Source organism: Streptomyces sp. NPDC107562, from assembly GCF_055657325.1.
Window position 1 is genome coordinate 24,926 of the sequence record NZ_JBVKBE010000022.1, and the last position, 23,203, is coordinate 48,128.

General features: G+C 73.8%; 25 protein-coding genes. 11 read left to right on the forward strand and 14 right to left on the reverse strand.

Going from position 1 to position 23,203, the window contains the following annotated elements; translation table 11 throughout:
* Nucleotides 1-28: 28 nt before the first annotated feature.
* The gene (locus ACZ7LV_RS36715; RefSeq protein ID WP_471945698.1) at nt 29-463 is read right to left on the reverse strand and encodes a Fur family transcriptional regulator; all 435 of its coding nucleotides are present in this window, start codon (nt 461-463) and stop codon (nt 29-31) included.
* A gap of 172 nt (nt 464-635) precedes the next feature.
* Between ACZ7LV_RS36715 and ACZ7LV_RS36720 the strand changes: the two genes are divergently transcribed.
* Nucleotides 636-1,469, forward strand: a complete 834-nt coding sequence (locus ACZ7LV_RS36720) for a DUF899 domain-containing protein (RefSeq protein ID WP_471945699.1) — start codon at nt 636-638, stop codon at nt 1,467-1,469.
* Here the strand turns inward: ACZ7LV_RS36720 and ACZ7LV_RS36725 are convergent.
* Nucleotides 1,435-1,854 (reverse strand): TOBE domain-containing protein, encoded by a 420-nt coding sequence (locus tag ACZ7LV_RS36725; RefSeq protein WP_471945700.1) that lies wholly within the window; start codon nt 1,852-1,854, stop codon nt 1,435-1,437. The two genes, ACZ7LV_RS36720 and ACZ7LV_RS36725, sit on opposite strands and share 35 nt — an antisense overlap.
* 181 nt (nt 1,855-2,035) lie before the next feature.
* Here ACZ7LV_RS36725 and ACZ7LV_RS36730 point away from each other — a divergent pair, with 181 nt between their 5' ends.
* The 3 genes from ACZ7LV_RS36730 to ACZ7LV_RS36740 are packed head-to-tail and all read left to right on the forward strand — an operon-like array spanning nt 2,036 to nt 4,985.
* A complete protein-coding gene (locus ACZ7LV_RS36730; RefSeq protein WP_471945701.1) occupies nt 2,036-2,272 on the forward strand; it encodes a hypothetical protein in 237 nt (78 codons plus the stop codon).
* On the forward strand, nt 2,269-4,497 hold the full coding sequence (locus ACZ7LV_RS36735; protein ID WP_471945702.1) for a heavy metal translocating P-type ATPase: 2,229 nt from the start codon (nt 2,269-2,271) through the stop codon (nt 4,495-4,497). The genes ACZ7LV_RS36730 and ACZ7LV_RS36735 overlap by 4 nt, the downstream gene beginning before the upstream one ends.
* Nucleotides 4,494-4,985, forward strand: a complete 492-nt coding sequence (locus tag ACZ7LV_RS36740; protein ID WP_471945703.1) for a copper chaperone PCu(A)C — start codon at nt 4,494-4,496, stop codon at nt 4,983-4,985. The genes ACZ7LV_RS36735 and ACZ7LV_RS36740 overlap by 4 nt, the downstream gene beginning before the upstream one ends.
* A gap of 7 nt (nt 4,986-4,992) precedes the next feature.
* Here the strand turns inward: ACZ7LV_RS36740 and ACZ7LV_RS36745 are convergent, their stop codons facing one another.
* A complete protein-coding gene (locus tag ACZ7LV_RS36745) occupies nt 4,993-5,772 on the reverse strand; it encodes a YqjF family protein (protein WP_471945704.1) in 780 nt (259 codons plus the stop codon).
* 104 nt (nt 5,773-5,876) lie between these two features.
* Between ACZ7LV_RS36745 and ACZ7LV_RS36750 the strand changes: the two genes are divergently transcribed.
* Together ACZ7LV_RS36750 and ACZ7LV_RS36755 are read left to right on the forward strand one after the other, a co-directional pair.
* Entirely contained in the window at nt 5,877-6,572 is a 696-nt protein-coding gene (locus ACZ7LV_RS36750; RefSeq protein WP_471945705.1) for a hypothetical protein, read from the forward strand.
* A gap of 268 nt (nt 6,573-6,840) precedes the next feature.
* The gene (locus ACZ7LV_RS36755; protein ID WP_471945706.1) at nt 6,841-7,491 is read left to right on the forward strand and encodes a sigma-70 family RNA polymerase sigma factor; all 651 of its coding nucleotides are present in this window, start codon (nt 6,841-6,843) and stop codon (nt 7,489-7,491) included.
* A gap of 43 nt (nt 7,492-7,534) precedes the next feature.
* Here the strand turns inward: ACZ7LV_RS36755 and ACZ7LV_RS36760 are convergent, their stop codons facing one another.
* Genes ACZ7LV_RS36760 through ACZ7LV_RS36775 form a run of 4 tightly spaced genes read right to left on the reverse strand, consistent with a single transcriptional unit; the run spans nt 7,535 to nt 11,489 of the window.
* Complete coding sequence (locus ACZ7LV_RS36760; protein WP_401668803.1) at nt 7,535-8,062, reverse strand: NUDIX hydrolase family protein; 528 nt, start codon at nt 8,060-8,062, stop codon at nt 7,535-7,537.
* Nucleotides 8,063-8,086: 24 nt separating this feature from the next.
* Nucleotides 8,087-9,229, reverse strand: a complete 1,143-nt coding sequence (locus ACZ7LV_RS36765; protein WP_471945707.1) for an amidohydrolase family protein — start codon at nt 9,227-9,229, stop codon at nt 8,087-8,089.
* Between the two features lies 1 nt (nt 9,230).
* Nucleotides 9,231-10,634 (reverse strand): type I glutamate--ammonia ligase, encoded by a 1,404-nt coding sequence (locus ACZ7LV_RS36770; protein ID WP_471945708.1) that lies wholly within the window; start codon nt 10,632-10,634, stop codon nt 9,231-9,233.
* 42 nt (nt 10,635-10,676) lie between these two features.
* Entirely contained in the window at nt 10,677-11,489 is an 813-nt protein-coding gene (locus ACZ7LV_RS36775) for an SAM-dependent methyltransferase (protein ID WP_471945709.1), read from the reverse strand.
* Nucleotides 11,490-11,687: 198 nt separating this feature from the next.
* Between ACZ7LV_RS36775 and ACZ7LV_RS36780 the strand changes: the two genes are divergently transcribed.
* Together ACZ7LV_RS36780 and ACZ7LV_RS36785 are read left to right on the forward strand one after the other, a co-directional pair.
* Nucleotides 11,688-12,578 carry a Cof-type HAD-IIB family hydrolase gene (locus ACZ7LV_RS36780; RefSeq protein WP_471945710.1) on the forward strand — a complete coding sequence of 297 codons (891 nt, stop codon included), beginning with the start codon at nt 11,688-11,690 and terminating at the stop codon, nt 12,576-12,578.
* A 131-nt stretch (nt 12,579-12,709) separates the two neighbouring features.
* Nucleotides 12,710-13,156: a hypothetical protein gene (locus tag ACZ7LV_RS36785; RefSeq protein ID WP_471945711.1), complete on the forward strand. Its 447-nt coding sequence runs from the start codon at nt 12,710-12,712 to the stop codon at nt 13,154-13,156.
* 28 nt (nt 13,157-13,184) lie between these two features.
* Here ACZ7LV_RS36785 and ACZ7LV_RS36790 read toward each other — a convergent pair whose 3' ends face one another.
* Both ACZ7LV_RS36790 and ACZ7LV_RS36795 read right to left on the reverse strand, forming a co-directional pair.
* On the reverse strand, nt 13,185-14,195 hold the full coding sequence (locus tag ACZ7LV_RS36790; protein ID WP_471945762.1) for a PucR family transcriptional regulator: 1,011 nt from the start codon (nt 14,193-14,195) through the stop codon (nt 13,185-13,187).
* Between the two features lie 278 nt (nt 14,196-14,473).
* On the reverse strand, nt 14,474-15,793 hold the full coding sequence (locus ACZ7LV_RS36795; protein WP_471945712.1) for a serine/threonine-protein kinase: 1,320 nt from the start codon (nt 15,791-15,793) through the stop codon (nt 14,474-14,476).
* Between the two features lie 244 nt (nt 15,794-16,037).
* On the opposite strand from ACZ7LV_RS36795, the gene ACZ7LV_RS36800 reads away from it, so the two are divergent.
* Entirely contained in the window at nt 16,038-17,279 is a 1,242-nt protein-coding gene (locus tag ACZ7LV_RS36800) for an amidohydrolase (RefSeq protein WP_471945713.1), read from the forward strand.
* Between the two features lie 98 nt (nt 17,280-17,377).
* Nucleotides 17,378-19,216 (forward strand): molecular chaperone HtpG, encoded by a 1,839-nt coding sequence (gene htpG, locus ACZ7LV_RS36805; protein ID WP_471945714.1) that lies wholly within the window; start codon nt 17,378-17,380, stop codon nt 19,214-19,216.
* Between the two features lie 27 nt (nt 19,217-19,243).
* On the opposite strand, the gene ACZ7LV_RS36810 is transcribed toward htpG, so the two are convergent.
* Genes ACZ7LV_RS36810 through ACZ7LV_RS36830 form a run of 5 tightly spaced genes read right to left on the reverse strand, consistent with a single transcriptional unit; the run spans nt 19,244 to nt 21,851 of the window.
* On the reverse strand, nt 19,244-19,891 hold the full coding sequence (locus tag ACZ7LV_RS36810; protein WP_471945715.1) for an HhH-GDP family DNA glycosylase: 648 nt from the start codon (nt 19,889-19,891) through the stop codon (nt 19,244-19,246).
* Entirely contained in the window at nt 19,888-20,220 is a 333-nt protein-coding gene (locus ACZ7LV_RS36815) for a DUF3140 domain-containing protein (protein ID WP_471945716.1), read from the reverse strand. The genes ACZ7LV_RS36810 and ACZ7LV_RS36815 overlap by 4 nt, the downstream gene beginning before the upstream one ends.
* A gap of 37 nt (nt 20,221-20,257) precedes the next feature.
* A complete protein-coding gene (locus tag ACZ7LV_RS36820) occupies nt 20,258-20,737 on the reverse strand; it encodes a Dps family protein (RefSeq protein WP_471945717.1) in 480 nt (159 codons plus the stop codon).
* Nucleotides 20,734-20,997: a WhiB family transcriptional regulator gene (locus ACZ7LV_RS36825; protein WP_401666463.1), complete on the reverse strand. Its 264-nt coding sequence runs from the start codon at nt 20,995-20,997 to the stop codon at nt 20,734-20,736. The genes ACZ7LV_RS36820 and ACZ7LV_RS36825 overlap by 4 nt, the downstream gene beginning before the upstream one ends.
* A gap of 44 nt (nt 20,998-21,041) precedes the next feature.
* On the reverse strand, nt 21,042-21,851 hold the full coding sequence (locus tag ACZ7LV_RS36830; RefSeq protein ID WP_471945718.1) for an alpha/beta hydrolase: 810 nt from the start codon (nt 21,849-21,851) through the stop codon (nt 21,042-21,044).
* Between the two features lie 134 nt (nt 21,852-21,985).
* Here ACZ7LV_RS36830 and ACZ7LV_RS36835 point away from each other — a divergent pair, with 134 nt between their 5' ends.
* The gene (locus ACZ7LV_RS36835; protein WP_471945719.1) at nt 21,986-23,173 is read left to right on the forward strand and encodes a thiolase family protein; all 1,188 of its coding nucleotides are present in this window, start codon (nt 21,986-21,988) and stop codon (nt 23,171-23,173) included.
* Nucleotides 23,174-23,203 lie beyond the last annotated feature (30 nt).

The following is a 23,203-nucleotide window of genomic DNA, read 5'->3' on the forward strand; positions in this document are numbered from 1 at the left end:
TCCTTCTTCGGGACGTGGATCACGGTGCTCAGGAACTACGGGTGGAACAGGCGGGGCACAGGCCCCAGTAGATGACCTCGGCCTCGTCGACCGAGAAGCCGTGGTCGTCCGACGCGGTCAGGCAGGGGGCCTGGCCGGTCGCGCACTCGACGTCGGTGACCGTGCCGCAGGACCGGCACACGAGGTGATGGTGGTTGTCGCCGACACGGCCCTCGTAGCGGGCCGGGCTGCCCGCCGGTTCGATACGGCGGACAAGGCGTGCCGCGGTCAGCGCGTGCAGGGCCTCGTACACCGCTTGCACGGATATGTGGCCCACCCGCTCGCGGACCCCGGAGGCGATCGCCTCGACGCCCAGGTGGTCACCGGCCCGGACGGTCTCGAGCAGAGCGACGCGGGCTGCCGTCACCCGCAGGCCGGCACCGCGCAGCTCCTCGGCGGTGGTCGGTTTCCGGGAGGCGGTCATGGGGGCGAACCTATCGCGCCAAACACGAACGGTTCAAGAAAACGAAGGGTTAAATCAAGGGCCGTGTCCGTCGGCGCCCCGGCTGTGCCGGCCGGGCGCGGTGGTGGGCGGGGTCGTGGGGGAGAAGCATGGTGACCGACGCCGTCGTCCGGACCGCCGAGAGGTGATGACCATGACCGAGCTGCCCGAGGTGGTGTCCCGCGAGGAGTGGCTGCGGGCGCGCAAGGAGCTGCTGGCCACGGAGAAGGAGCTGACGCGCGCCCGTGACCGGGTCAACGCCCGGCGGCGCAGGCTGCCGATGGTCCGCGTCGACAAGCCGTACACCTTCGAGGGCCCGGACGGCACGGTCGGGCTCGCGGACCTGTTCGAGGGGCGGCCCCAGCTGGTCGTGCACCACTTCATGTGGGAGTACGACACCGACGCCGACGGCAGCGAGCGGCCCCGCGAGCACGGCTGCCCCAGCTGTTCCTCCGCCGCCGACCAGATCCCCGCCCGGCTGCGCCAGCTGCATGTGCGCGGCACCTCCCTGGCGGCGGTGTCCCGGGTGCCGTACGACAGGATCGCGGCGTTCCGGGACCGGATGGGCTGGACGTTCCCCTGGTACTCCGCCGCCGGCAGCGACTTCAACTACGACTTCCACGTCACGCTCGACGACCGGGTGGCCCCGGTGCTGCTCGACTACCGCACGGAGGCCGAGCTCGCCGAGGCCGGCCAGCCGTGGGAGGTGGGCTGGCGCGGCGACTACCCCGGCATCAGCGCCTTCCTCCGGGTCGGCGACGAGATCTTCCACACCTACTCCACGTTCGGCCGGGGCCTCGAGGAGTTCCACAACGGCGACAACTACCTGGATCTGACCGCGCTCGGCCGCCAGGAGGCCTGGGAGGAGCCGAAGGGCCGCGCGGTGCCCCTCGGCCTGCAGGTCGGCGGGCCGGCGATGCGCCTCCCCGACGAGTACGGCGACGCGCCGGGCGTCACCCCGCCGCCAGGGACACCTCCGTCGCCTTGATCAGGGCGACCACGGGAGAGCCCGGCGCGATGCCGAGGTCCTCGACCGCGTCCTTGGTGATCGCGGAGGTCAGCTCGGCGCCCTCCACCGCCACCTTGACGGAGGCCATCGCGCCCCCCGTGCCGACCGACACCACCGTGCCGCGCAGCCGGTTGCGGATGGACAGTCCGTCCACCGAACCCGTGGCGAGGGAGACCTCGGTGGACTTGACGAGGGCGCGCACGGCGGCGCCCTCGGCCAGCGCCAGGTCCCGCACCGCGTCCACGGTGATCGCCGCGGTGAGGTCCTGACCGCCGTCGAGACGCACTCCGACGGTGGCCATCACCTCGCCGGGGGTGATGGCGGTGACGGTGCCGGGCAGTTGGTTGCGGATACTCAGGACCATGGTGAAACACCTCAAAAGGGGAAGAAGCGATGCTCGTTGCGCGCCCTACCGTAACCGGGTGATCGCACAGTGTGACCTACCCCACACCGGTGGTGTGGAACTCCACGGGTCCCGTCCCCGACTCCTGTTCCGGCACGGCGCGAACCGAGTGACGCCGTGCGACGTGATCTGGAGACCGGTGATGCACGACCCCCGACCACCCGCCCGCCGCGCCCCGAAGGCGCTCAAGGACCTGCTTCCCCCGCCCGCCCTCGGCGGCTTCCTGCTGCTGCTCGCCCTCGTGTTCGTGGTGGCCTACGCCGTCGGATCGGCCGTCGGCCCGGTCGCCCCCGGCATGCACCGCCCGGACGGCGGCGCCACCGGGACGGACCCCCGCACCGGCACGCACGGCGACCACACCGAAGGCCACACCCCGTGACGACCAGGCCGGCGCCGGCCCTGACGACGACCGACCTCACCGTGGGCGGAATGACCTGCGCGGCCTGCGTGCGACGGGTCGAGAAACGGCTGGCCCGCCTCGACGGCGTCACCGCCACCGTCAACCTGGCCACCGGCCGGGCCCGGGTGACCCACCCGACGGCCGTCCGCCCCGAGGAACTCGTCGCCACGGTCGAGCGGGCCGGCTACACCGCCGCCCTGCCCACGCCGTCGCGGGCCGGGGAGGCGGACGCCGGGAACGACTCCGAGCTCGGCCGGCTGACGGTGACGGCGCTGCTCGCGGTGCCCGTGCTCGTGCTGTCGATGGTGCCGGCCCTGCAGTTCCGCAACTGGCAGTGGCTCTGCTTCGTCCTGACGGCGCCGGTCGTCGTCTGGGGAGCGTGGCCGTTCCACGTGCGGGCCGCGCGGGGGCTGCGGCACGCGGCGTCGACCATGGACACCCTGGTCTCGCTCGGCGTCCTGGCCTCGTTCGCGTGGTCGGCGTACGCGCTCTTCCTCGGCGGGGCCGGCACGCCCGGTATGCGGATGCCGTTCAGCCTGGTGCCGTCCGCCTCCGACGGCGTCGCGCACCTCTATCTCGAAGCGGCCGTCGCCGTACCGCTGTTCGTGCTGGCGGGCCGTGTGCTGGAGGCGCGCGCGAGGCGCGGCACCGGTGCGGCGCTGCGCTCGCTGGCGCGCCTGGCCGCGAAGGAGGTGTCGGTACGGGAGGAGGACGGCGGCGAACGGCTCGTCGCCGTCGAACAACTGACGGTGGGGCAGATCTTCGTCGTGCGTCCCGGAGAGCGGATCGCCACCGACGGCGAGGTCGTCGAGGGCAGTTCCGCCGTGGACCTCGCCCTGGTCACCGGGGAGAGCGAACCCGTCGAGGTCGGCCCCGGTACCGCGGTGGTCGGCGGCGCGGTCAACGCCGGCGGGCTGCTGCTCGTCCGGGCCGGCGCCGTCGGGGCGGACACCCAACTCGCCCGCATCACCGCGATGGTGACGGAGGCGCAGGCGGGCAAGGCGAAGGCGCAACGGCTCGCCGACACCGTGGCCGGGGTGTTCGTGCCGGTGGTGCTGACGCTCGCCGTGACCGTGCTCGGGTTCTGGCTGGGCGCCGGGGCCGATCCACAGGCCGCGATCACCGCGTCCGTCGCCGTCCTGGTCGTCGCCTGCCCGTGCGCGCTGGGCCTCGCCACCCCCACCGCCCTGATGGCCGCCACCGGGCGCGGTGCCCAGCTCGGCGTGCTGGTCACCGGCCCGCGGGCGCTGGAGGGGCTGCGGCACATCGACACCGTCGTCCTGGACAAGACCGGCACGCTCACCACCGGGCAGATGACCGTCGCCCGGGTCACCACGCCGCCCGGCGGACCGGGCCGGGACGCCGTGCTGCGGCTGGCCGGCGCCGTGGAACAGGGGTCCGAACATCCGCTGGGGCGGGCGATCGCCGCCTGCGCGGGCCGGCCGGTGGCCGACGTGCGGGATTTCTTCGCCGAGGCCGGCCGCGGGGTGCGGGGTCGGGTCGAGGGCCGGCTCGTCGAAGTCGGGGTCTGCGAGGGCGAGTTGCCCGCGGAGCTGGCCGAGGCGCGGCAGGCGGCCCACGAAGCCGCGCGGACGCCGGTTCTCGTCCGGGTGGACGGGACACCCACGGCGGTCCTGGAGATCGGGGACGTCGTACGGCTGGGCAGTTACCGCGCGGTGGAACGCCTGCGCCGCCTCGGCATCGAACCCGTGCTCGCCAGTGGCGACGCCGAGGCACCCGCGCGCGCCGTCGCGGCGGCCCTCGGCATCGGCGAGGTGCACGCCCGCCGCACCCCGGAGGGCAAGACCGACCTGGTGCGGAGGCTGCGGGCGGACGGACGCCGGGTCGCGGTGGTCGGCGACGGGGTCAACGACGCCGCCGCGCTGGCCGGCGCCGACCTCGGCATCGCGATGGGGGGCGGCACGGACGTGGCCATCGGGGCGGCCGACGTGACGCTGGTGCGCGGGGACATCGAGGCCCTTGCGGACGCGGTACGGCTGGCCCGGCGCACCCTGGCCACGATCCGCGCCAACCTGGTCTGGGCCTTCGGCTACAACGCGGTGACGCTGCCGCTGGCCATGGTCGGGCTGCTCACCCCGATGCTCGCCGCGGCGGCGATGTCCGTCAGCTCGCTGCTGGTCGTCGGGAACAGCCTGCGGCTGCGCACCTGGCAGCCGGGGCGGGGACGGAGGGCCGCGCGATGAGCCGACCGCTTGCCGCCGACACCCTGCTCACCGCCCTCGCCCCGGTCGCGGCCTGCGTGGTCGCCCTCGGCGCGCTGACCGCCTGGGTCGACACCGGCGGGGCGGGCAGCCCGCCCCGGATCGAGGTGGCGCCCGGCCGGGTCTTCCTGCCGTTCGGCGACACCGAGGACACGGCGGCGTTCTTCGACATCACCAACTCCGGGGGAGCGGAGGACCGCCTGGTCGCGGTGGCCTCCGACGAGGACGGCCGGGCACCCACGCTCAGCCGGCACCGTATGACCGAGGGCGGGGCCGCCTACCGCGCCGCCGTCGGCTCCGCCCCCGTGCCCGCGGGCGGCGACCTGTCGATGACGCCGCTCGGCGTGGACGTGACCCTGCGGGCGGGCCCGGGCTGGCACGTGGGCGACGTCGTGCCGTTCACGCTGTACTTCGAGCACAGCGGCAGGGTCGAGACCTCGGCGGTGGTGGTGGTGCCGGGCGGCACGTAGCCGGCCGTCAGGCGTGTCGGCGGGCGGGGCGGCCGAAGCGCACCGGCACTCCCGGTGAGTACAGGACGCTCGCCGGTTCGCCCACCGGCGCCGCGAGGCCCGCCGCGGCCACCAGGTCCTCCTCGCACTTCAGCAGTTCGGCGCGGTGCAGGGGCCAGCGCGGGTGGGTGTTCGGGAGGTGCACGGGGCGTCCGAGGAGTGTGGTCGGCATGCCCCAGCGGGCGGTCACGAAGTGCTCGGACCCGGTGGGCTCGGCCACCGGCTCGCCGACGCGCAGGGTGATCCGGCTGGAGGCGCCGCGGGGGCCGGGCAGCCGCCGCGAACTGGCGTACGTCAGGACGTCGCCGTCCCGGGACACGGTCATCCTCGACCACACATAGGGGAGCCGGAACACGGACCGGCCGATCGCCACCGGCAGCAGACGGGAGGCGTCCAGCGAGCGGAAGACCACGCCGCGGCGGCCCTCGCCGTCGACCGTGTAGAGCCGGACGTTGGTCTCCGGGAAGCTCCCGAGATACGGCACGCCCGGCAGCCGCAGCCAGCCGACCCGGTGCATCCGGAACGCCACGAGACCGACGTACGTCACCCCGTCCAGGGTGTCCGGGACGCAGCCGGCCGGCAGCAGCGGTGCCACGTCCGCCGGGTCGGCGGCCCAGTGCAGGAAGGCCAGATCCAGCCACGACTGGGTGAGCAGCGGGCGGGGCGTGGAACCGGGCGGATCGGGGGATATCGGCTCGGGTGCGACGGCGGGACCGGGAAGGAGCACCTTTCGAGGATGCCACGGCATATCCGTGTGGTCTGTCTCATCCGTCTCGGATTGAGTCACCGACACCACCCGATTCCGTACCCACCGTTGACGACCGCGCGCCGGATGCAAGGATGAACGCCGACATGACTGTTGGGTGGTGCTCCCGCACGGTTCGGGCCGCGGTGTTCGCGGCCGTCTGCGTGCTGCTCGCCGCCCTGGGGCACGCGCTGATGTCCGGCAGTCGGGTGCCCTGGTGGGCACTGGCCGCCGGCGCCGCCGCGGCCGGTGCCGTGGGCCTGGGGCTGGCGGGCCGGGAGCGCGGGCTGCCGCTGATCGTGACCGTCGTCGTCACCGTCCAGACGGCACTGCACTCCGCGTTCTCCCTCGCCCAGTCCACGACCGCGGGGACCGCGCCGCAGACACGGGCGGGCGGCGCGGGGCACGACATGACGGCGATGCCCATGGACGCCGGGCACATGGCCGGGATGCCCATGGGCTCCTCGCACACCCACGGCATGGACGCCATGGACGTGACCCGGGGCGGGCCCGTAGGCCACGTCATGGACGGCTCGTCCTCGTTCGGCATGCTCGCCGCCCACCTGCTGGCGGCACTGCTGTGCGGCCTGTGGCTCGCGTACGGCGAGCGCGTCGCGTTCCGCCTCCTGCGTGCGGTGGCCGGATGGCTGGCGGCGCCGCTGCGGCTGCCGCTGGCCGTGCCCGCGCCGCCGCACCCCCCGCGCCCCCGCCCGGGGCGCCGCAGGTCGGCACGGTCACCGCGCCGGCTCCTGCTCGTCCACGCGATCACCTCTCGGGGGCCACCCCTGGGGAGCGCTGTCTGACGACAGCCGCCAGGACCTGTCGCGAACGTGGTGTCCGCCGCGCGACGCCCGGACGCCGCGCCGCCGTCATCCGGACGGCGACACCCCTCTCGCGACCGGCCCTTGCCCGAGGCAGCCCCTGTGCGCCTCGGGCCATGGCCGTACGCCCGCGCGGGCCTCCGTGGCCACGCGAGGCGCCGTACGGCCGGCTCCCCACTCCCCGGATCCCGCACCGCACGCGCGCCCACGCGCCGCCGTGCGGGTCCTGGACGGCCGACAAGGACACCAGGTGATCACTCCTGCCCTGCCCGACGTACCCGAGAGAACCGAGGACCACGGCACCACCGACGACGAAACCGGCGCGCCCCACGCCGGATCCGCCGACGACTCGATAACGGCATGGGCGCTGGCCGCCCGCACCGGTGATCCGGCGGCGGTCGACCGCTTCGTGCGCGCCCTGCACCGCGACGTCCTGCGCTACGTCGCCCATCTGTGCGGCGACCCCCAGGCCGTGGACGACCTGGCCCAGGACACCTTCCTGCGGGCGCTCGGCAGCCTGCACCGGTTCGAGGGGCGCTCCTCGGCGCGGGCCTGGCTGCTGTCGATCGCGCGGCGTGCCGTGATCGACAGCTACCGCTACGCCGCGGCCCGGCCCCGCCTGTGCGACGTACCGGACTGGCGGCTGGCCGTGGAGCTGGCCCAGCCGCGCGACCTGCCCGGCTTCGACGACGGCATCGCGCTGCTCGACCTGCTGGCCGCGCTGCCCGAGGAACGGCGGGAGGCGTTCGTGCTCACCCAGTTGCTGGGCCTGCCCTACGCGGAGGCGGCGGTGCTCAGCGGCTGTCCCGTCGGCACCGTCCGCTCCCGGGTGAACCGGGCCCGGGCCACGCTCGTCGACCTGCTGGCGGCGGCCGACCGGCCGGCCGTGCTGGTCGCCTGACCGACGCGAGGGCGCCGGCTGCGAACCGGCGCCCTTCGGGCGGTCAGAACGTCAGCCCCACATGGGCCAGTGCCTGCTTGAGCAGCACCCCGTGCCCGCCAGGCATCTCGCTCTGGAGTGCCAGCGAGGCCGCCTCGTGGGGTTCGAACCACTCCAGGTCCAGCGCGTCCTGGCGGGGCCTGCAGTCGCCGGTGACCGGCACCACGTAGGCGAGGGACACCGCGTGCTGGCGCGGGTCGTGGTACGGCGTGATGCCCTGGGTCGGGAAGTACTCGGCGACCGTGAAGGGCTGGAGGGAGGCCGGGATCCGGGGCAGCGCCACCGGGCCGAGGTCCTTCTCCAGGTGCCGCAACAGGGCGTCCCGGACCCGCTCGTGGTGCAGGACCCGGCCGGAGACAAGGGTGCGACTGACCGTCCCGTCCGGTCCGATGCGCAGCAGCAGGCCGATGCTGGTGACTTCACCGCTGTCGTCGACGCGTACCGGCACCGCCTCGACGTACAGGATCGGCATGCGGGCGCGCGCCATCTCCAGCTCGTCGGAGGACAGCCAACCGGGCGTGGTCTCGGTCATGTCAGACATTGCTTGATCATACTTTCAGGTGTCGTCGGAAAACCGGTAGACCCGGTGGGCGTTGTCCCGTCCCGCCCACCGCAGGAGGCGCAGCGCGTCGGGCAGGCTCAGCTCGTCCGCGTCCACCCGCTCCTGGAGCAGCTCGGCCAGCCCCCGCCGGAAGGCCAGGGCACCCAACAGGTGGAACTCCGCCACACCGTAGGCGTCGGAGCTGTACAGCAGTTTGCGGAACGGCGTGATCTCCGTCGCTTCGGCCAGCACCGCGCCGGCCCGTCCCGGACCCACGTGGTGCAGGGTGAGGCCGACGTCGAGGTACACCTGCTCGAACACGGCGCAGAGATAGGCGGCCTGGCGCTGGTAGGGCCAGCAGTGCAGGAGCATCACCGGGATCGTGCCGGACGTCAGGTGCAGCCAGTCGGTCAGGTGGGTGGGGTCGCAGCGGTGCAGCCGGACGTCGTTGTCCCCGAAGCCGGTGTGGAGTTGGAGAGGGAGCCCGAGGCCGACGGCCGTCCACAGCAGGTGCCGTACGAGCACCGGGTCGTCCAGCCGGCCGCCGTGCGGTGGGCGGCGCCGGACGGCCTCGGTGATCTCGGCCTCGGTGGGGCGGGCCGGATCCAGGTCGAAGCCCGTGCGGTAGGCGGCCACCGACTTCACCGCCACCACACCGGGCCGGTCCACCGCCTCCCACGCCGCCGCCTCGACCGTGCGCGCGTACGCGTCCGGTTCGACCCCGGCCGCCAGTACCGCCTCCGCGACCGTCTCCAGCCGCACGACCTCGTGCGCGCGGGCTCCGGTGCCGGCGAGCCGGGCCAGCTGTTCCGGCGTGGTCAGGTGCTCCGGGGCGTATCCGGTGTCGACGCAGAAGACGTCGGTCCCGGCGGCGGACAGGAACCGCCGGTTCACCTCCTCCGCGCCGAGGGCCGCCCGGCGGGCCACGTAGTCCTCGGCCGGGGCGTGCCGCGGCAGGTCCAGCACGGGCGCGCAGTGGCGCCGGACGGCGACGCCCGCGGGGGTGTCGAAGGGTGAGACGCCCGGCCAGGCCTCACCCTCGGTGAGCAGTGACGCGAAGCCCGGCAGGTCCAGCCCCGCGGTGACGACGCCGTGGCAGTGGTGGTCCACGAGGGACAGCGCGTCCAGCGCCTCGGCGACCGGCCCGGCGGCGCCCACGTCAGTACACCCAGCGGTAGGCCGCGGCCACCCGCGCGTCGTCCAGTCCGGCCACAGCGGCGACCTCCCCGAGCCGTACGGCGATCACCGCGTCGGCCAGCACCGGTCCGAGGGCGGCCCGCACGGCGTCGTCGCGGCGGAACGCGGCGACGGCCTCCTCCAGCGACTCCGGCAGCCGGCGCACCCCCCGCTCCGCCGCCTCCCGCGCGTCGAGCCGGGCCGGGTCGCCGGTGGTCCGCTCCGGCAGCGTGGCCCCCGTCGCCATGCCGTCCAGTCCGGCGGCGACGACACAGCCGAGGGCCAGATAGGGGTTGGCGGCCAGGTCCACGGGCTTCACCTCCAGGTTCGCGGCCTGCTCGCGCAGGCCCGCGGTGCCCGTGACGAGGCGCAGCGCGGTCTCCCGGGTCTCCAGGCCCCATGCCGTGAACACGCCGGCCCACTGGGCCGGCCTGAGCCGCAGATAGCTCGCCGGGCTCGGGGCGGTCACCGCCAGCAGGCCCGGAAGATGACCGAGGATCCCGGCCGCGAAGGACTCGGCACCGGCCGTCATGCCGTGCCGGCCGGTGCCGCCGGAGTGCAGGTTGACGCCGTCGCGCCAGGCGGAGAGGTGCAGATGGCCGCCGTTGCCGACGCCCTCGCCGGACACGGCCGGCGCGAAGGAGGCGCGCAGACCGTGCCGGGCCGCCACCGCGCGGATGGTCTGCCGCAGCAGCACGCTCCGGTCGGCCGCGGCCACCGGGTCCAGCGCCCGCACCGAGACCTCGAACTGCCCGGCCGCGTACTCGGGGTGGACCTGCTCCACGTCCATCCCCTGCGCGGCGCACGCGGCCAGCAGATCGGCGGTCAAGTCGCTCAGCTCCACCTGCCGGGTGGCCCCGTACGCCGGTCCCGACACCGCCGGGACGAACTCGCCGCCGGGCGCCGACCCGAGTCCGACCGCCCACTCGACCTCCACCGCCGCCCGGAAGGTGACGCCGTGCTCCCGGGCCGCGCGGTCGACGACCCGGCGCAGGAACGTGCGGGCGCAGGCCGGGTGCGACTCGCCGTCCTGGGTGATCCGGTCCACCGGCGCCCAGGCCCAGCCGGGCTGCGCGGCGAGCACGGTCAGCTGGTCCAGGTCGGGGTAGAGCCGCAGATCACCGTCCGGCGAGCCGAGCACGTCGGTGCTGACGATCGCGTCGTTCGCGAGGAAGGTGTCGAACACCGGTGACATCCCCACGCCCCAGGCCGAGGCGTCCGGGAGCCGCGCCGTCGGGATGCCCTTGACGCGGCCGATGCCGGCCGTGTCGACGTACGACAGGACGATCCCGTGCACACCCCGCGAGGAGAGCTCGCCGCTCAGCGCGTGGGCCCGCTCCGTCTCACCGGGGCGGCCACCGGGGACCGGGTCGGCAAGTGTCGTCATACGTCCTCCTCGACGGGTGCGACGGGCGGGTCGCCACCGGAGTCAGGGTTTCACGGCCACCGCGCCGTACTGCGGTACCACGACGGGGGCCTGCAGTTCGGCGCGCCAGGCCGAGCACGAGACCAGGCCCGGTTCGAGCATCTCCAGCCCGTCGAGGAACGCGGCGATCTCGGCGCCGCTGCGCGCGGTGACCGGCGGGGTGGCGTTCTCGTTCCAGAACTTCATGGCCGGGATCTGGCCCTCGCCGCCCAGCTCCGCGTCGTGCGTGGGATGCGTCATGACCAGATAACTGCCCGAGGGGACGGCGGCCATGACCCGGCGCGCGATCTCCCGCGCCTCGTCGGTGTCCAGCACGAAGTTGAGGATGCCGAGCATCATCACCGCGACGGGGCGCGTGAAGTCCAGGGTGCGTGCGGCCCGCTCGAGGATGGTGTCCGGGTCGCGCACGTCGGCGTCGATGTAATCGGTGACGCCGTCGGAGGTGCCGGTCAGCAGGGTTCGCGCGTGTATCAGCACGATGGGGTCGTTGTCGACGTACACGATCCGCGACTCGGACGCGATGCGCTGCGCGATCTCGTGGGTGTTGTCCGCCGTCGGCAGCCCCGTGCCGATGTCCAGGAACTGGCGCACCCCGCGCTCACCGGCCAGGAACGACACCGCCCGGCCGAGGAACTCGCGGTCCGCCCGCGCGATGTCCCGGACCAGCGGGAACATCGAGGCGACGTGGTCGCCGACCTGGTGGTCGACCTCGTAGTTGTCCTTGCCGCCGATCCAGTAGTTCCAGACCCGTGCGTTGTGCGCCACACCGGTGTTCAGGCGTGCCGATCCCTCCGCCGGGGTGGGAGCCTCGCTCACGTCTCTTCCTCTCCTCGCCGGTACCGCGGTCGCGGCCATTGTGCCGCGTCCAAGATCGGCCCGTGGGCGAACCGGAGGACCGGGGTCTCACTCGTACGGAGGAGGATGCTGGGTAGGGTTGACGGCCGCACCCGGAACGACGAGCGGCGCGCGACCGAGCACCCCAGGGCAGCGGCCGGGCGCCCCAGGAAACAGGACATGCCCCACTCCCACGCGACCCTGCCCACCACCTCCGCCGCCCCGCCGCCCGGCCCGGCCGACATCCGCCTCGTCGTCACCGACATGGACGGCACGCTGCTGGACGACGACAAGCGCGTCCCGGCCGGACTGTGGGAGGTGCTGGAGCGGCTGAAGGAGCGCGGGGTGCTGTTCAGCCCGGCGAGCGGCCGCCAGTACGCCACGCTGGCACGGGAGTTCGCCCCGGCCGCCGAGGGCATGGTGTTCATCGCCGAGAACGGCACCTACGTCGTGCGCGACGGCGTGGAACTCAGCTCCGACACCCTGGCTCCCGCCGTCGTCACGGACGTCGTCCAGGAGGTACGGCGGCTCGCGACGGACGGCGCCGACGTCGGCGCCGTCGTCTGCGGCAAGCGCTCCGCCTATGTCGAACGGGCCGACGCGCCCTTCCTGGCGGAGGTCGGCAAGTACTACGTCGAGCACCGCGTCGTCGACGACGTCACCGCGGTCGACGACGACGTCCTCAAGGTCGCCCTCCACGACTTCGGCCCCGTGGAACGCGTCACCGCCCCCGCCCTCGCCCGCTTCGGCGCCACCCACCAGGTCGTCGTCTCCGGCGCGCACTGGGTCGACCTCATGAACCGCACCGCGAACAAGGGCGCCGCCGTCCGCCGCCTCCAGCGGGAACTCGGCATCACGCCCGCGCAGACCGTGGTGTTCGGCGACTACCTCAACGACCTGGAGATGCTCGACACGGCCGAGTGGTCCTACGCCATGGCCAACGCCCATCCGCAGGTCGTGCGGCGCGCCCGCCACCTGGCACCGGCCAACACGGACAACGGGGTGCTCCGCACGCTCACCCGCCTGCTGGGCCTGCCGGAGATTCCGGACGTCGGCATCAAGAAGGCGTAAAGATTGCCGGAATCCGGCAGTGAAACCCCGCGACGCCGCGTGTCAGGATCTCGTCAACGGGGAGACCGGCGAGGGGCGGGACGGGGGCGGCACGCAGGGCCTGGTTCCTGGAACTCGGCATCACGGGGGTCGTGCTGCTCGCTCCGGCGCCGGTGCTCGACGGGGTCGTGGAGGGCGCGCTCGACGGCGCGCCGGACGGTGTCCTCGACGGGTGGCTGTCGTTGCCGGTCGTCGCCGCTTTCCTGGCGGCGACCGGCTTCGGCGGAGTTCTCGCCACCGGGGTGACGGGGGCCGGGCCGGCCCTCGCCGCCGGATGCGGCGCCCTGTGCGGCGTGGGCACGGCCCGGCTGACGTACCGGCTCAGCCGCGCCCTGATGTCGGACCGGTCGGCCGTCGCGCCGCGCGGCGAGGACCTCGTGGGCAGCTCCGGCAGCGTCGTGACCCCGATCCCGGACCGCGGCTTCGGCGAGGTCCTGCTCCGACTCGCCGGCGCCACCACCGGCGTCGACCTCGCCGAGCCGCTGAAGGGTGTCACCCGGCGGGACGGCGCGGCCGAGAAGGTCGAGATCACCGGCTGAGCGGCACGGCGGCGGCCCGCCCGGGGCCTCAGAGTTCCTGGGCGGGCCAGTCCAGCAGCCGGGCGCCGATCACGGCCGTCTGGAGCGTGTAACGGTGCATCGGACCGGCCGGGTTGGCGCCGGTCAGCTCGTGGATGCGCTCCAGGCGGTAGGTCAGGGCGCGCACGCTGAGCGCGAGCCGCCGCGCCGCCTCGGCCGCGACGCAGCCCGCGTCGAAGTACACCTCCAGCGTCCGCAGCAGCGGCTCGGCGCCGCCCCGGGCGCCGCGCAGCGGGCCCAGAACGCTTCGCACCAGGTCCGCCATGGCCTGCCGGTCCCGGGTGAGCACCGGATAGACCAGCAGTTCCGCGGCGCGCACCACCGGGTCGTCGAGCGCGAGGCGCTCGGCCAGTTGCAGCGTGCTGAGGGCCTCCTCGTACGAGTGGACCACGCCGCCCGCGCCGGGCTGCGGCCGTCCGACGGCCACCCGCCCGGCCCCCGTCGCGGCGTGGGCCTGTTCGGCGAAGAAGGCGAGCACCTCGTCCTGGTCGCCAGGCGCGATGCAGATCAGCTGCCCGTTCTTGGTGGCCAGCAGGATGCGCCGGTCGCCGAAGCGGGCTATCAGGGCGGTCTCCACACGGCGGGTCACCGGGTGGGTGTCCGCGTAGGCCTCGGGGCCCTCGGCGACCGCGACCGCGTGCGCCCCGGACAGCACCAGCCCGAACCGCTCGGCCCGTTCCGCCAGCCGCCCGAGGTCACTGCGTCCGTAGAGCAGGTCGTCGATGAACTCCCGGCGTGCCGCCTCCTCCTGACGTACCGCCAGGTGCTGCGCCCGCTCGTAGCCCTCGGCGAAGGCGTCCACCGCCTGGGCGACCGCGGCCAGCACGCTGTCGGCCGTGGCGGGCGCGCCGGGCCACCAGGCGCGTGTGGCGTCGAGGTGCTGACGCACCAGTGCACGCAGGTTGTGCCCGGCCTCCGCGGCCCGTTCCCCGAGGGCGCGGCGCTCCTCCAGCTCGTCGCGGGTCGGGCGGCGCCCGGTGGCCGAGACCGCCGTCAGCATGTCGGCGTAGCCCCGCAGGTAGCCGTCCTCCTTCGCCGTCACGCTCACTCCGCCCCGTCCCGCCCGCCTCTTCGACGCCGTCCTGACGTCCTTTTGCCGTTTTCTTGACGGCATGCGGCATCGGGAGGGTAGTCAACTCTGCCGGAACACGGCAATGCGCGGGGTCGGTGGGCCCGGCCATCATGGCCGTGGGGAGCCGCGGGGCTCCGGTGCCGCACGCCCGGGACGGACGGGGGCACCGGAGCCCCGCACGCCGTGTTCCGGGCGCGCGCGGGACGTCAGTCCTCCCCGTCTTCCCCCTCGTCGCCGTCCCTCTCGCCGTCGCCGCCGTCGTCCCCGTCACGTCGCCGGTCGTGCCGCTCCTTGTCGGACCTGTCCCGCGTCCCGGTCGCGACGGGGGACGGGGACGTCTCGGCCGCCGGTGCGGCGGAGCCCACCGACGGTGAGGACGGGTCCGACGCGGGGGCGCCGCCCGTCGTGATCGTGCCGACGGAGGCCGTGGGTGTGCCGCCGGGGGAGTCCGTGCGGGAGCCCTCGGTCGCCGTGTCGTCGGGCGAGAACCACAGCATGCCGGCGGCCACCGCCGCCAGGAACAGGGCCAGCGCGGCGGCGGCCCCCAGCATGCGGGGCTGCAGCAGCCCGCTGCGGGCCGCCGGCCGGCCGCGACGCCGGGACGAGGTCCTGGTCGAGGACGGCAGCATGTACGTCGTCGCGGGTCCCGTCCCGCCGACCGGCGGCGACGGGGAGGGCGCGGGCACCGGCGCCGTGGCGGGCAGTGGCTCGGGGCGGCCCTGCCAGGCGCCGGCCGCGAACCAGTCGGCGACCTGGGTCGCGTCGGGCCGGTGCTCCGGCTCCTTGGCCAGCAGACCCAGCAGGTAGCTCTCGAAGGCGGGCGGGAGTTCGGCGCCGAGCTGCCGCGGCGGCACCGGACTGGCGTCCAGATGCTGGTGGAGGATGGCGATCGGGGTGTCCGCCTGGAACGGTGGACGCCCGGTGAGCAGCTGGTACAGCACGCAGCCCAGCGAGTACACGTCGCTGGCCGGCCCCGCCGGGCGGCCGAGCGCGCGTTCCGGGGCGAGGTAGAGGCTGGTGCCGACGATCTGTCCGGTGGCGGTGAGCGCGGCGGCCGGGTCGTCGAGGAACCGGGCGATGCCGAAGTCGCCGATCTTGAGGGTGCCGTCCGCGTCCAGCAGCAGGTTGGCCGGCTTGATGTCGCGGTGCACGATGCCCTGCTGGTGGGCCGCGGCCAGGCCGGCCGCCGCCTGCGAGGCCATCTGCGCCACGCGCGCGGCAGGCTGCGGGCCCGCCTGCGCGAGCAGACCGGCGAGGCTGTCGCCGTCGACCAGCTCCATCACGAGGAACAGCCGGTCCTCGTACGTACCGAAGTCCAGCACGCCCACCACGTACGGGTGATGCAGCCGTCCGGCGGTCTGCGCCTCCAGGCGGAAGCGCGAGGCGGCGGTGGGGTCGGAGTCCTGGGGCAGCAGCAGCTTGACGGCGACCCGTCTGCCGAGCGTCTCGTCGTACGCCCGCCAGACCTCTCCCATCGCACCGCGCCCGATCGGATCCTGCAGCTGGTACCGGCCCGCTATGAGCACCTGTGATTCATCCTCATGCTGTGTGAAGTCTCGGCGCCGCAGGCCGTAACTCACCGCCGGTGCGGGTGAGGTGGAGGGTTTGCCGCAGCTGCCACAGCGTACCGGCAGCGGCGTGATGCTCATGATCACCCGTACGGATGGCCCGGCTCCGCGGCAGGCGGCAGGATGGCCGTCACAGGCCTCAGCAACCCCGCACGTGACCCCGTGGGCGAGCGTGCCCCTGTCGGAGGAGAACGAAGCAGCCATGAGCGAACCCGCCGCCGCAGCCCGCCTCGCCCTCGAACTCACCGCCGGCCTCAAGCGCGACGAACTGGAGGACCTCTACCGCGATCTGCACCGCCACCCCGAACTCGCCTTCCAGGAACATCGCACCGCCGCCAAGCTGGCCGGCCGGCTGCGTGCCGCGGGCTACGAGGTGACGGAAGGCGTCGGCCGCACCGGCGTCGTCGGGGTGCTGGCCAATGGGGACGGCCCGGTCGTCTGGCTGCGCGGCGACATGGACGCGCTGCCCGTGCCCGAGGCGACCGGGCTCGCCCACGCCTCCACCGTCGACGGTGTGATGCACGCCTGCGGGCACGATCTCCACGTGACCTGGCTGATCGGTGCCGCCGAGGCGCTCGCGGCCGGCCGGGCGGCCTGGTCGGGCACGGTCGTGGTGGTCGGGCAGCCCGCCGAGGAGGCCGGCGGCGGCGCGTCGGCGATGGTCGCGGACGGGGTGCACACCCGCTTCCCCCGCCCCGACGTGCTCTTCGGGCAGCACGCCGCGCCCGGCCCCGCCGGGTTCTACCCGCACACCCCTGGCCTGATCATGTCGGCCTCCGATGACGTCGACGTCGTCGTGCACGGCGTCGGCGGCCACGGCTCACGCCCCGAGTCGACCGTCGACCCGCTGGTGACGGGCGCGTACATCGTCACCCGGCTCCAGTCGGTGGTGTCCCGCGAGGTCGCGGCGGCGCACTCGGCGGTGCTGACCGTCGGGCAGTTCCACGCCGGGACGCAGGCCAACATCATCCCCGCCGAGGCCCGGCTCGCACTGAACCTGCGCACCCAGGACCCCGAGGTGCGCGAGCGCGTCCTGGCCGCCGTGCACCGCATCGTCACCGGCGAGTGCCAGGCCGCCGGCTGCCCGCGCCCGCCCGCGATCGACGTCCGCCCCGGGTATCCCAACACCGTCAACGACGCCGCCCTCGACGAGGAGATCGCCGCCGTGCACCGCGAACTGTTCGGCGCGCACACGGTGTTCGCCTTCGGCCCCGCGATGGGCAGCGAGGACTTCTCCCTGCTGGCGCCGCGGGGAGTGCCGTACGACTACTGGTACGTCACGACGACGCCGGCCGAGGTGTGGGAGGCGGCGCCGGGGGAGGCGCTGCTGGAACGGCTGGGCAACGTGCCCGGCAACCACAGCCCGCTCTTCGCGCCGGACCTCTCGGTGCTCCTGCCCGGGGTGCAGACCCTGGTGTCGGCGGCGCTGAGCCGTCTCGGGTAGCCGCGCGTCGCGCCGGACGCGCTTGTGTGCCCCGCTGCCGGTGTGTCAGATTTCCCTGGCCCCGTACGCCCGCACCACCCGAACGGAGAAGGGACGCGATGAGCACCGAGACGCTGGAGTTCCAGGCCGAAGCGCGGCAGCTCCTGCAGTTGATGGTCCACTCGATCTACTCGAACAAGGACATCTTCCTGCGTGAACTGATCTCCAACGCGTCCGACGCCCTGGACAAACGGCGCCTCGCCGCTCTCACCGACGACGGTCTGCGGGCCGAGGACCCGCACATCGCCGTCGAGGCGGACAAGGACGCGCGCACGCTGACCGTCCGGGACAACGGCATCGGCATGACGCGCGAGGACGTGGTGGGGCTCATCGGCACCATCGCCCGGTCCGGCACGGCAGAGACGCTGCGCAGGCTCAGGGAGAGCAAGGAGAACAGGGACTCCGCCGAGCTGATCGGCCAGTTCGGCGTCGGCTTCTACTCCGTCTTCATGGTCGCCGACAAGGTCCGCCTGCTCACCCGCAGGGCCGGCGAGGCGACGGGCGTGCGCTGGGAGTCGGACGGCGACGGCACGTACACCGTCGAGACCGTCGAGGACGTGCCGGAGGGCACCTCGGTCACCCTCCACCTGCGACCCGCGGACGAGGAGGACGCCCTCCACGACTATGCCGAGGAAGCGAAGATCCGGGAGATCGTCAAGCGGTACTCGGACTTCATCTCGTTCCCCATCCGCCTGGGCGACGAGACCCTCAACTCGATGAAGGCGCTCTGGTCCCGCCCGCGGTCCGAGGTCGAGGACGAGGAGTACCAGGAGTTCTACCGGCACATCAGCCACGACTGGTCGGCGCCCCTGGAGATCATCCAGATGCGCGCGGAGGGCACCTTCGAGTACGAGGCCCTGCTCTTCGTCCCGGCGCGCGCTCCGCACGACCTCTTCCAGCGCGACGCCCGCCACGGCATCCAGCTCTACGTCAAGCGCGTGTTCATCATGGACGACAGCCGTGAGCTGCTGCCGGGCCATCTGCGCTTCGTCAAGGGAGTGGTGGACGCCGCCGACCTGTCGCTGAACGTCTCCCGCGAGATCCTCCAGCAGGACCGGCACATCCAGCTGATCCGCCGCCGCCTCGCCAAGAAGGTCCTGTCGACGGTCAAGGACCTCATGCGCAAGGACGCCGACAAGTACCGCACGTTCTGGCGGGAGTTCGGTGCCGTCGTCAAGGAGGGGCTCCTCGATCCGGCCGAGGACCACGGCGCCATCCTCGGCATCGCGTCCTTCGCCTCCACCGCCGGCGACGAGCCCACCACTCTGGCCGAGTACGCCGCCCGGATGAAGGACGGCCAGGACAAGATCTACTTCATGACCGGCGAGAGCCGGGCCCAGATCGAGAACTCCCCGCACCTGGAGGCCTTCAGGGCCAAGGAGTACGAGGTCCTGCTGCTCACCGACCCCGTCGACGAGATCTGGGTCGAGGCGGTGCGGCAGCACGACGGCAAGGAGTTCCGCTCGGTCGCGCGGGGCGCGGTCGACCTGCCCGCCGAGCAGGAGGTCACCGAGGAGCGGTCGGGCGCCTACGCGACCCTGCTGGCCTGGCTGAACGAGACGCTCGACGAGGTGAAGGAGGTCCGGCTGACGACGCGCCTGACCAGTTCCCCGGCGTGCCTGGTCAACGACGCGGACGGCATCACCCCGGCCCTGGAGCGGATGTACCGGGCGATGGGCCAGGACCTCCCGCAGGTCAAGCGCATCCTGGAGCTGAACCCGGAGCACCCGCTGGTCGGCGGTCTCCGGTCGGCCTACGAGGAGCGCGGCGCGGACGCGGAACTGGCCGAGACGGCCGAGCTGCTGTACGGCACGGCCCTGCTCGCGGAGGGCGGCGACCTGGCCGACCCGGCGCGCTTCGCCAAACTGCTCGCCGACCGCCTCGCCCGCACCGTGTGACGGCGCCGCGCCGCCGCGCCCCTGGGGTCAGGCGGCGCGGCGGAGGCTGTCCTCGGCGACGTCCTTGTCCAGTGCCGCCCGCACCAGCGCCGCCGCGAGCACGGCGGGTTCGGCGTCACCGGCGAGTTCGACCAGCCGGGCGGGGTCCTTCGGCAGGCCGAGCCGCTCCGCCCCGGACAGCGCCTTGGCGTCCAGGTACGGAGCGGCCTCGGGCCAGACGCGCTGGGCCTCGCGCAGAAAGATGTCGGCGCCCGCGGGGCCCACGCCGGGGATCTCCTGGAGCAGCCGGCGCAGTTCGGGAACCTCGCCGCCGGCCTCCTCGCGCAGCCGCCGCAGATCGCCGCCCCACCGTTCGGTGAGCAGCGTCGCCCCGGCACCGAGCTGGGTGGCGGTGCGCTCGTCGTAGCGCCGGTAGCCGCCCCTGCCGAGGGCGTCCACCCGGTCCTGCCAGGTCGCCCCGGCCGTCCGCCGGGGGTCGCGCAGGCCCGCCTCGTGCAGCGCCCGGGCCGTCGCGACCGCGACCGAGGCCCGGATCCGGGCGCTGAGCAGCAGGGACAGCACCTGGAGGCGGTACAGCGGCTGCGGGGTGTCCCGCAGCCGGATGCCCGCCTCCTCGGCGTACGTCCGCCCGTGCGCGTCCAGCAGCGCGCGCACGACGCTCCGCGCGTCGCTCATGGTCTCGACGGGTCGTGGCCCAGCGTCATGAGCTGGTGCCGCCGGCGCGTCCGGCCGGGCTCGGGCTCGCTCTCCCCGCCGGCCTGGGCGTCGACCGCGTCCACCACGTCGTACATCACCTCGATGTCCTCTTCGGTGAGATCGGTGCGACGCTTCTGCAGGATCGCGAGCACGTGCTGCCCGGTGGGGACGCCGGCCCGCTCCGGCGGCGGCTCCGCCTGCTCGTCGGCCTCGCGGACCTGCAGCCAGGCCGCCAGTTCCTGCGAGGTCATGTTCACCGCGCGGTGGAAGTCCTCCCACAGCGCGTCGCGTTCGAGGGCGTCGGTCATGGCTGCCCTTCCTTCGTAGCGGGATGCCGGGCGGTGGTCACTCGCGCGGGGCGTTCTCCGCCTCGAACATCCACCGCTGCTTCTCCAGCTCCGCGGTGATGGAGATGAGCAGGTCCTGCGTGACCGGGTCGGCCTTCTCGGTCGCCTCGATCCGCGACCGCAGCCCGCCGATCGCCCCCTCCAGCGCCTCCACCATCACCTGGACGACCTCGTTGTCGCGCAGCCAGCCCTCCTTGGGGCCGGGCAGCGAGAAACGGGCGGCGACGGTCTCCGGGCGGCCGTCGGGCGAGGTGCCGAGCGCCGCGGAGCGCTCCGCCACCGTGTCGGCGAAGCCACGGGCGGCCGAGACCACCTCGTCGAGCTGGAGGTGGATCGAGCGGAACCGGGGTCCCACGATGTTCCAGTGCGCCTGCTTGCCGGTCAGTGACAGTCCGAGCAGGTCCACCAGGGTCTCCTGGAGCGCGTCGGTGGCGACGCGCCGGGCGTCGTCGGGAAGGGTGCTCCTCACGACGGTCATGGTGCGTTTCTCCCTCTCATGTCGTCCCTGGTCCTCGATGTACGGAGCAGTTCGGCGCGTTCGTGCTCGCCGGTCCCGCCCCACACGCCCGACGTCTGCCCGCTGTTCAGCGCGTAATGCAGACACTGGCTGATCACCGTGCACCGGGCGCAGACGCGCTTGGCGGCCGCGATGTCCCTCAGTGCCGGTCCCGTCGTGCCCACGGGGAAGAACAACTCGGGGTCCTCGTCCACGCAGGCGGCTCGCCGCAACCACTCCATGCGGGCGCGGGTGCCCCGGGCGAACCGGTGCAAACGGGCATGTCTCAGCGTGCGAGCACCCTGTCAAGGAACCTGGTCAGGTCGGCGAGGACCTCGGCCCTGTTCGTCTCCAGGAACACCTCGTCACGGGCGCCCGGATAGATCCGCTCGGTCAGCTCGCCCCCACTGAGCCGCGCCACGCCGACCCGGCTCCCGGCGACCGGCACCAGTCGGTCGTCGTCGCCGTGCAGCCACAGCACGGGCAGTCCGGTCACTTCACCGCCCTCGGCCACGTCCTTGAGCGTGCGGGCGAGGGCCTCCAGCGTGGGCCGCTTCATCGGGCCGTGCCGGACGAGCGGGTCGGCGGCGTAGGCGGCCCCCACGGCGGGGTCGCGCGAGAGGGCGGCCGGGCTGACGGGGACGTCGGGGATCTCGTCGTGGGCGAGCAGCCGCCCGGGCGTCTCCCAGGCGCCGATCACGGGCCCGGACAGCACGAGCGCGGACAGGTGGTCGCCGTGGCGCTGGGCGTACCGCGCCGCGATCAGGCCGCCCATGGAGTGGCCGATCAGCACGAGCGGCAGGCCCGGGTGGGCCGCCCGGGCCAGTTCGGCGACCGAGTGCAGGTCGGTGACCACGTCCTCGAAGTCCTCGATCAGCACGCGCTCGCCCGAAGACCTGCCGTGGCCCATGTGGTCCGGGCCGAGGACGGCGGCCCCGTGCGCCCGCAGCGTCTCGGCCACGCCCTCGTACCGGCCGAGGTGCTCGCCGTAGCCGTGCGAGAGGAGGGTGACGAACGAGGGGGCGGGGTGCGGCCACTCCCGGGCGGTGATCGTGCCCCGGGTGCCGGTGAGGACGTGGGTGCGGGTGTCGGCCATGGATCCCCCAGACGGCGTCGGTGAAGGCCTGCCCGGATCTTCCCAGGGCGGTGCAACGGGGGCTATGGTTTAAAACTAGCGGTGCTAATTAACTTTCGGGGCTGCCGACCCAGCTCCCGGTCAGGAGTCCTGTCGTGCGTCCCGTCCATTTCGCGGCCGCCCGCCGCACCCCCATCGGCAAGCTGCGCGGAGCCCTCTCCCCGGTGCGTCCCGACGACCTCGCCGCGGCGGTCGTACGCGCCCTCGTCGCCGAGGTGCCGGCGCTCGACCCCGCCCGTGTCGACGACGTCTACTGGGGCGCCGCCAACCAGGCCGGCGAGGACAACCGCAACGTCGCCCGGATGGCCGCCCTGCTCGCCGGCCTGCCCGAGTCGGTCCCCGGCGCCACCGTCAACCGTCTGTGCGCCTCCGGCCTGGAGGCGATCACCCTCGCGGCCCGCACCGTCGCCGCCGGCGAGGCCGACATCGTGATCGCGGGCGGCTCCGAGTCCATGAGCCGCGCCCCCTTCGTGCTGCCCCGCCCCGACGACGCCCTGCCGCACCGCATGGAGACCGTCGACACCCGCCTCGGCTGGCGGCTGGTCAACCCGGCGATGAAGGAACTGCACGGCCTGCTGTCCATGGGGGAGACCGCGGAGGAGGTCGCCGAGCGGTACGGGGTCCCGCGCGAACGCCAGGACGAGTTCGCGCTGCGCAGCCACCGGCTGGCCGCCGACGCCCGCAAGAACGGCCACTTCGACGACGAACTCCTGCCGGTGCACCGCCCCGACGGCGTCGTGGTCGACAGCGACGAATGCGTCCGAGAGGACACGTCGTACGAGAAGCTGGCGCGGCTGAAGCCCGTGTTCCGCCAGGGCGGCACGGTGACCGCGGGCAACGCCTCCCCCATGAACGACGGTGCCGCGGGACTCCTGCTGGTCAGCGAGGAGGCGCTCGACGAACTGGGGCTGGAGTCCATGGGCCGCTACGTCGCCGGGGGCTCGGCCGGCGTCCACCCGGACGTGATGGGCATCGGCCCGGTCCCCGCCACGCGGAAGGTGCTGGAGCGCGCCGGCTGGAGCATCGGCGACATCGAGGAGGCCGAGTTCAACGAGGCGTTCGCCGCGCAGGCCCTCGCCTGCGTGGACCGGCTCGGCATCGACCCGGAGCTGGTCAACCCGAGCGGCGGCGCCATCGCCCTCGGCCACCCGCTCGGCTGCTCGGGCGCCCGCATCCTCACCACCCTCCTGCACCGGATGCGCCGCACCGGCGCGGGACGCGGGCTGGCCACGATGTGCGTGGGCGTGGGACAGGGCAGCGCCGTGCTGGTGGAGCGGGCCTAGCGGCCGCCCCTCCCTCGGGGTCCGCCCGGG

Excerpts from the sequence above, each read along its gene's own strand:
- ACZ7LV_RS36715 (WP_471945698.1), bottom strand. The coding sequence starts at position 463 with ATGACCGCCTCCCGGAAACCGACCACCGCCGAGGAGCTGCGCGGTGCC.
- ACZ7LV_RS36720 (WP_471945699.1), top strand. The coding sequence starts at position 636 with ATGACCGAGCTGCCCGAGGTGGTGTCCCGCGAGGAGTGGCTGCGGGCG.
- ACZ7LV_RS36725 (WP_471945700.1), bottom strand. The coding sequence starts at position 1,854 with ATGGTCCTGAGTATCCGCAACCAACTGCCCGGCACCGTCACCGCCATC.
- ACZ7LV_RS36730 (WP_471945701.1), top strand. The coding sequence starts at position 2,036 with ATGCACGACCCCCGACCACCCGCCCGCCGCGCCCCGAAGGCGCTCAAG.
- ACZ7LV_RS36740 (WP_471945703.1), top strand. The coding sequence starts at position 4,494 with ATGAGCCGACCGCTTGCCGCCGACACCCTGCTCACCGCCCTCGCCCCG.
- ACZ7LV_RS36745 (WP_471945704.1), bottom strand. The coding sequence starts at position 5,772 with ATGCCGTGGCATCCTCGAAAGGTGCTCCTTCCCGGTCCCGCCGTCGCA.
- ACZ7LV_RS36750 (WP_471945705.1), top strand. The coding sequence starts at position 5,877 with ATGACTGTTGGGTGGTGCTCCCGCACGGTTCGGGCCGCGGTGTTCGCG.
- ACZ7LV_RS36760 (WP_401668803.1), bottom strand. The coding sequence starts at position 8,062 with ATGACCGAGACCACGCCCGGTTGGCTGTCCTCCGACGAGCTGGAGATG.
- ACZ7LV_RS36770 (WP_471945708.1), bottom strand. The coding sequence starts at position 10,634 with ATGACGACACTTGCCGACCCGGTCCCCGGTGGCCGCCCCGGTGAGACG.
- ACZ7LV_RS36780 (WP_471945710.1), top strand. The coding sequence starts at position 11,688 with ATGCCCCACTCCCACGCGACCCTGCCCACCACCTCCGCCGCCCCGCCG.
- ACZ7LV_RS36790 (WP_471945762.1), bottom strand. The coding sequence starts at position 14,195 with ATGCTGACGGCGGTCTCGGCCACCGGGCGCCGCCCGACCCGCGACGAG.
- ACZ7LV_RS36800 (WP_471945713.1), top strand. The coding sequence starts at position 16,038 with ATGAGCGAACCCGCCGCCGCAGCCCGCCTCGCCCTCGAACTCACCGCC.
- htpG (WP_471945714.1), top strand. The coding sequence starts at position 17,378 with ATGAGCACCGAGACGCTGGAGTTCCAGGCCGAAGCGCGGCAGCTCCTG.
- ACZ7LV_RS36810 (WP_471945715.1), bottom strand. The coding sequence starts at position 19,891 with ATGAGCGACGCGCGGAGCGTCGTGCGCGCGCTGCTGGACGCGCACGGG.
- ACZ7LV_RS36815 (WP_471945716.1), bottom strand. The coding sequence starts at position 20,220 with ATGACCGACGCCCTCGAACGCGACGCGCTGTGGGAGGACTTCCACCGC.
- ACZ7LV_RS36820 (WP_471945717.1), bottom strand. The coding sequence starts at position 20,737 with ATGACCGTCGTGAGGAGCACCCTTCCCGACGACGCCCGGCGCGTCGCC.
- ACZ7LV_RS36825 (WP_401666463.1), bottom strand. The coding sequence starts at position 20,997 with ATGGAGTGGTTGCGGCGAGCCGCCTGCGTGGACGAGGACCCCGAGTTG.
- ACZ7LV_RS36830 (WP_471945718.1), bottom strand. The coding sequence starts at position 21,851 with ATGGCCGACACCCGCACCCACGTCCTCACCGGCACCCGGGGCACGATC.